Genomic DNA, 5,894 nt, shown 5'->3' with positions numbered 1-5,894 from the left:
AGCTCGACGGCCCGGTCCGCCGCCTCGGCGCGGCCGTGCGCCCGGCACCAGTCGTGCAGTACCCGCAGCGAACCGGCCAGCGCCGAGGCCGCGTTGCCCCACAGCAGCCGCCCCGAGACCCGGTAGGCCCGCTCGATGGCCTGGTGCAGCGGCACCAGATGGACGATTGCCGCGGTGCCCACCGGACCGGCGAGTCCTCCCGGTTCGCCCATCACCGGCGGCGCGCCGGGCCACCACAGGTCGTCGGGGGCGACCCGCCCGGGGTTCCACCACAGCCGGTCGGGCCGGAGGTGGGGCACCCCGCCGGAGAGGGTCGCCGGGCCGAGCGCGAGGGACCACACCCGGGCGGCGAGCCCCTGGAAGACGAGCGAGGCCGCGACCCTCGGCTCATCGGTGCGCAGGCTCGCGGCGACCGCCTCGACCCGGGCGCGCAGTACGGGCCCGGCGGTGCCCGCGCCGGTCAGCCGGTACGCCTCGCCGATCCGTGCGTACCCCTCCGCCTCCGGATCGCCGCCGCCGGTGCGCAGCGCGAAGAAGGGGCCGACCCGCGCCGCGTCCGGCAGTGACGCCTCATCCACCGTCAGCCGGGGGCTGGAACGCTCCACCGTCGGCCGGGCCCTGGAACGCCTCCAGCAGCCGGTCCGCCGCCAGCGTGGCCGTCAGCGTGCCCTCGCGGACCCGCTGTTCCAGCTCGGGTCCGAGCCGCCGCACCTCGGGGTGGGCGTGCAGCCGCGCGAGCAGTTGGTCGCGCACCATCGACCAGGTCCAGTCGACCTGCTGGTCGCGCCGCTTGGCGTGCAGCGCGCCGGTGGCCTCCAGCACCCGGCGGTGCTGCTCCAGGCGCTCCCACACCACGTCGAGCCCGGTGGACTCGCGGGCGCTGCATGTGAGCACCGGCGGGTTCCAGGGCGCGTCCGCGGGCTGGAGCAGCCTCAGCGCGCCCGCCAGCTCACGGGCCGCCGACTTGGCGTCCCGCGCGTGGGGGCCGTCGGCCTTGTTGATGGTGACCACGTCGGCCAGCTCCAGGACGCCCTTCTTGATGCCCTGTAGCTGGTCGCCGGTGCGGGCCAGGGAGAGCAGCAGGAAGGAGTCGACCATATTGGCCACCGCGGTCTCGGACTGGCCCACGCCCACGGTCTCCACCAGCACCACGTCATAGCCCGCGGCCTCCATGACGACCATGGACTCGCGGGTGGCGCGGGCGACCCCGCCCAGCGTCCCGGCGCTGGGCGAGGGCCGTACGAAGGCGTCGGGGTCGACCGCCAGCCGCTCCATCCGGGTCTTGTCACCCAGGATGGAGCCGCCGGTGCGGGTGGAGGAAGGGTCGACGGCGAGCACCGCGACCTTGTGGCCGGTCCCGGTGAGCATGGTGCCCAGGGCGTCGATGAAGGTGGACTTGCCCACCCCGGGCACCCCGCTGATCCCGATCCGCCGCGCCCCGCCGGTGTGCGGCAGCAGCTCGACCAGCAGCCGCTGGGCGAGGTCGTGGTGGTCGGGCCGGGTGGACTCGACGAGCGTGATCGCACGGGCGATATACGCGCGATGGCCGTCGAGCACGCCCTTGGCGTACTCCTCGATGTCGATCGTCCTTGGCATGGACTACAGCTCGTGACCGAGGCCGGCGGCCAGCTTCCGCACCAGGTCATGGGCGGCGTCCGGGATGACCGTGCCCGGCAGGAAGACGGCGGCGGCGCCGGCGTCGTGCAGGGTCTGGACGTCGTGCGGCGGGATGACCCCGCCGACCACGATGGTGATGTCCTCGCGCCCCGCCTCGGCCAGTTGCTCGCGCAGCGCGGGCACCAGCGTGAGGTGGCCGGCCGCGAGCGACGACACGCCGACGATGTGCACATCGGCCTCCACCGCCTGCCGCGCGACCTCCTCCGGGGTCTGGAACAGCGGGCCGACGTCGACGTCGAAGCCCAGGTCGGCGAAGGCGGTGGCGATCACCTTCTGGCCGCGGTCATGGCCGTCCTGGCCCATCTTGGCGACCAGGATGCGGGGGCGGCGGCCCTCGGCGCTCTCGAACTTCTCCACCAGCGCGCGGGTGCGGCTCACGCCGGAGGATGCTCCGGCCTCTTCTCGGTACACACCGGAGATCGTACGGATCTGCCCCGAGTGGCGCCCATAGACCGCCTCGAGCGCGTCGGAGATCTCGCCGACGGTCGCCATGGCGCGGGCGGCGTCCACGGCGAGCGCCAGCAGATTGCCCTCCAGACCCGCGCCCGGACCGGACCGGGCCGCCGCGGTCAGGGCGCGCAGCGCGTCCTGGCAGACGGCCTCGTCGCGCTCGGCGCGCAGCCGCCGCAGCTTCTCGATCTGCTGGGTGCGCACCGCCGAGTTGTCGACCTTGAGGACCTCGAGCTGCTCATCGCTGTCGATGCGGTACTTGTTGACACCGATCACCGGCTGGCGGCCGGAGTCGATCCGCGCCTGGGTGCGGGCGGCGGCCTCCTCGACGCGCAGCTTGGGGATGCCCGCGTCGATGGCCTTGGCCATGCCACCGGCCGCCTCGACCTCCTCGATGTGCTGCCAGGCCCGCCGCGCCAGGTCGTACGTCAGCTTCTCGACGTACGCGCTGCCGCCCCACGGGTCGATGACCCGGGTGGTGCCCGACTCCTGCTGGAGCAGGATCTGGGTGTTGCGGGCGATCCGGGCGGAGAAGTCGGTGGGCAGCGCGAGCGCCTCGTCCAGCGCGTTGGTGTGCAGCGACTGGGTGTGGCCCTGGGTGGCGGCCATGGCCTCCACGCAGGTGCGCGCCACATTGTTGTAGACGTCCTGGGCGGTCAGCGACCAGCCGGAGGTCTGCGAATGGGTGCGCAGCGACAGCGACTTGGGGTTCTTCGGGTCGAACTGCTTGACCAGCTTGGCCCACAGCAGCCGCGCCGCCCGCAGCTTGGCGACCTCCATGAAGAAGTTCATGCCGATCGCCCAGAAGAACGACAGCCGGGGCGCGAAGGCGTCCACGTCCATCCCGGCGTCCCGGCCGGCCCGCAGATACTCCACACCGTCGGCCAGGGTGTACGCCAGCTCCAGATCGGCCGTGGCTCCGGCCTCCTGGATGTGGTAGCCGGAGATGGAGATGGAGTTGTAGCGCGGCATCCGCTGCGAGGTGAAGGAGAAGATGTCGGAGATGATCCGCATCGACGGCTGCGGCGGATAGATGTAGGTGTTGCGGACCATGAACTCCTTGAGGATGTCGTTCTGAATGGTCCCGGCCAGCTTCTCGGGCGGTACGCCCTGTTCCTCGGCGGCCACGATGTAGAGCGCCAGCACGGGCAGCACCGCGCCGTTCATCGTCATCGACACGCTCATCTTGTCCAGCGGGATGCCGTCGAAGAGCTGCCGCATGTCGTAGATGGAGTCGATGGCCACGCCCGCCATGCCGACGTCGCCGGTCACCCGGGGGTGGTCGCTGTCGTAGCCCCGGTGGGTGGGCAGGTCGAAGGCGACCGACAGGCCCTTCTGGCCGGCCGCGAGGTTGCGGCGGTAGAAGGCGTTGGACTCCTCGGCGGTGGAGAAGCCCGCGTACTGCCGGATGGTCCAGGGCTGGTTGACGTACATCGTCGGGTACGGGCCGCGCAGATAGGGCGCGGCGCCGGGGTAGGTGCCCAGGAAGTCGACGCCCTGGAGGTCCTCGGCGGTGTAGAGCGGTTTGACCCCGATGCCCTCGGGGGTGTCCCACACCAGGTCCTCCACGCCCTTGCCCACGCTGTTCTGTAGCGCGGCGGCCCAGTCGCCGGAGCCGGGCACCGGGCCTTCGGCCGGTCCGTCCAGATCGACCGCCGAGAAGTCCGGGATCTTCCCCGGCTCCGCCGGAGCGCCGGCCATCACGCCACCCCCATGGTGTTCAGAGCCGAGGAGAGCACCTCGACCGCGTCGCAGCCCGCGAAGACGTATCCGTCCACTCCGGCCCGTTCGTACTCATCCTGTTGTGTGCCCGGCCGTCCGGCCAGGTAGACCCGGGTCGCCCCGGCCGCCTTCAGCCGCTCGGCCACGGCCGCCGCCTCCTGCGCGTACAGCTTGTCGCTGGAGCACAGGCAGGCCACGCTCGCGCCGCTGGCGGCGAACGCCTCGGCGACCGTCTCCGCGGTCACGGTGGCGGGTTCGTGGACCGCCTCGATCCCGCCGGCCTGGAAGAGGTTGGCGGCGAAGGAGGCGCGGGCGGTGTGCGCGGCGGCGGGGCCCAGCGCGGCCAGGAAGATCCTGGGCCGGCTGCCCTCGGCCGCCAACTGGGCGTCGGCGCGGGTGCGCAGCGCCTCGTACGCCTCGTCGCGGCGCACCCTCGGCAGTCCGCCGCTGGGCGGCTCGGGGACGGGCTCGCGCTCGACGGGCCGCTCGGCGAGGTTCGGGAACTCGCTGACGCCGGTGATCGGCTCCTTGCGGCGGGCGAGGTCGCGGCCGCGGCGCGCCCAGGTCTCGGCGAGCCGGTCGCGGACCAGCCCGGAGGCGAGGGCCGCGGCCATCCCCCCGGCGCGCTCGATCTCCTGGAACCAGGCCCAGGCGGCGCGGGCGACGTCGTCGGTGAGCTTCTCGACGTACCAGGAGCCGCCGGCCGGGTCGATCACCCGGGCCAGATGCGACTCCTCCAGCAGGATCGTGGAGGTGTTGCGGGCGATGCGGCGGGCGAAGTCGTCGGGGAGGCCGATCGCGCTGTCGAAGGGCAGCACGGTGACCGCGTCCGCGCCGCCGACGCCCGCGGCGAGGGTGGCGACGGTGGTGCGCAGCATGTTCACCCAGGGGTCGCGCCGGGTCATCATCACCGGGGAGGTCACCGCGTGCTGACGCTGGGCGCGCGCCTCGGACGGCGCACCGCACGCCTGCGCCACGCGCGCCCACAGGCGGCGGGCGGCCCGGAGCTTGGCGATGGTGAGGAACTGGTCGGCGGTGGCCGCGTAGCGGAACTCCATCTGGGCGCAGGCGGCTTCGACGCTCAGCCCGGCCTCGGTCAGGGTGCGCAGATACGCCACCGCGGCGGCGAGGGAGCAGCCGAGCTCCTGGGCCGCCCCGGCGCCCGCCTCGTGGTACGGCAGGGCGTCCACGGCGAAGGCCGTCACCCCGGGGTGGTCGCGGTGGCAGATCCCGGCCAGGTCGGCCGCGGCGGCCAGTTGCCCGGCCAGGCCGTCGTCGCGTCCGGTACGGGCGACGAGCCCCAGCGGGTCGGCGCCGAGGTTGCCGAGCGCGGCACCGGGCGGCACCTCACGGCCGGCGTAGAGCCGCAGCAGGGCGCGGGCGGCGTCCTCGAAGTCGGCGCCCGCGTCGAGCGCGACGGGGGCGAGGTCGAGATAGACCCCCTTGAGGGCCTCGGGCAGCCCGTCCACGGGCACCCCGGCCGCGCCGGCCGCGAGCCAGATGGAGCCGGCGCCGTTCTCCAGGTCGGCGAGGATCGCCTGGTTGGTGCGCGCCGGATCGGGGTGGGCGTGGCGCTGGCGTACGTCCCAGCCGGATACGGCGGAGCCCTCGGCCCGGCCGCCGCGCACGAAGGGCGCGAAGCCGGGGAATCCGGCGTCCTGGGGCGCGTCTTCGGCGGTGTAGAGGGGGTGGACGGTGATGCCGTCCTCGAGCGCGGTCGCGAGGGCCTCTTCGGCCTCGGCGCCCACGGCGTCCGATGTGCCGGTTTTACGCAGCACGCCTTCGACGAGGTGACGCCATTGGTCTCGCGTCACTTCCGGGAAATCGTCGGCTAGGGGAAGCCCGTCGGGCAGGACCGTCATAGGAGGAGGCTAATGGGGTCCACTAAAGCCGGAGCAGGGGTTAAGCCTGTGAGCTTACTCTCTAGTGATCTCAGGGGTGTGCTCTAGGGATTTCCGTAGTGGCGGCCGCCCACGGCCGGGGCGGGTGCGGCGGATGGGCCCGGCGCGGGGTGCGGAACGGACACCCATGGCCGGCGAGCGCCC

The 5,894-nt window shown here is 73.3% G+C and carries 4 protein-coding genes; all 4 read right to left on the bottom strand.

The features are described 5' to 3' along the window. A partial coding sequence (locus KN815_RS36025) for a ferric iron reductase (RefSeq protein WP_253209450.1) occupies positions 1-605 on the bottom strand: 605 nt, incomplete at its 3' end. Beyond that, positions 571-1,596, bottom strand: a complete 1,026-nt coding sequence (gene meaB / locus KN815_RS36020) for a methylmalonyl Co-A mutase-associated GTPase MeaB (protein ID WP_216346049.1) — start codon at positions 1,594-1,596, stop codon at positions 571-573. The genes KN815_RS36025 and meaB, both read right to left, overlap by 35 nt. A 3-nt stretch (positions 1,597-1,599) precedes the next feature. Next, positions 1,600-3,828: a methylmalonyl-CoA mutase gene (gene scpA / locus KN815_RS36015; protein ID WP_216346048.1), complete on the bottom strand. Its 2,229-nt coding sequence runs from the start codon at positions 3,826-3,828 to the stop codon at positions 1,600-1,602. Then, a complete protein-coding gene (gene mutA, locus KN815_RS36010) occupies positions 3,828-5,711 on the bottom strand; it encodes a methylmalonyl-CoA mutase small subunit (RefSeq protein ID WP_216346047.1) in 1,884 nt (627 codons plus the stop codon). Before mutA ends, scpA begins: the two co-directional genes overlap by 1 nt. Positions 5,712-5,894 lie beyond the last annotated feature (183 nt).

It is taken from the genome of Streptomyces niphimycinicus (genome assembly GCF_018883605.1).
Taxonomy (GTDB): domain Bacteria; phylum Actinomycetota; class Actinomycetes; order Streptomycetales; family Streptomycetaceae; genus Streptomyces; species Streptomyces niphimycinicus.
Note: the sequence above shows the minus strand (reverse complement) of the source record. Positions and strands in the feature narration are given on the sequence as shown.

Excerpts from the sequence above, each read along its gene's own strand:
- meaB (WP_216346049.1), bottom strand. The coding sequence starts at position 1,596 with ATGCCAAGGACGATCGACATCGAGGAGTACGCCAAGGGCGTGCTCGAC.
- scpA (WP_216346048.1), bottom strand. The coding sequence starts at position 3,828 with ATGGCCGGCGCTCCGGCGGAGCCGGGGAAGATCCCGGACTTCTCGGCG.
- mutA (WP_216346047.1), bottom strand. The coding sequence starts at position 5,711 with ATGACGGTCCTGCCCGACGGGCTTCCCCTAGCCGACGATTTCCCGGAA.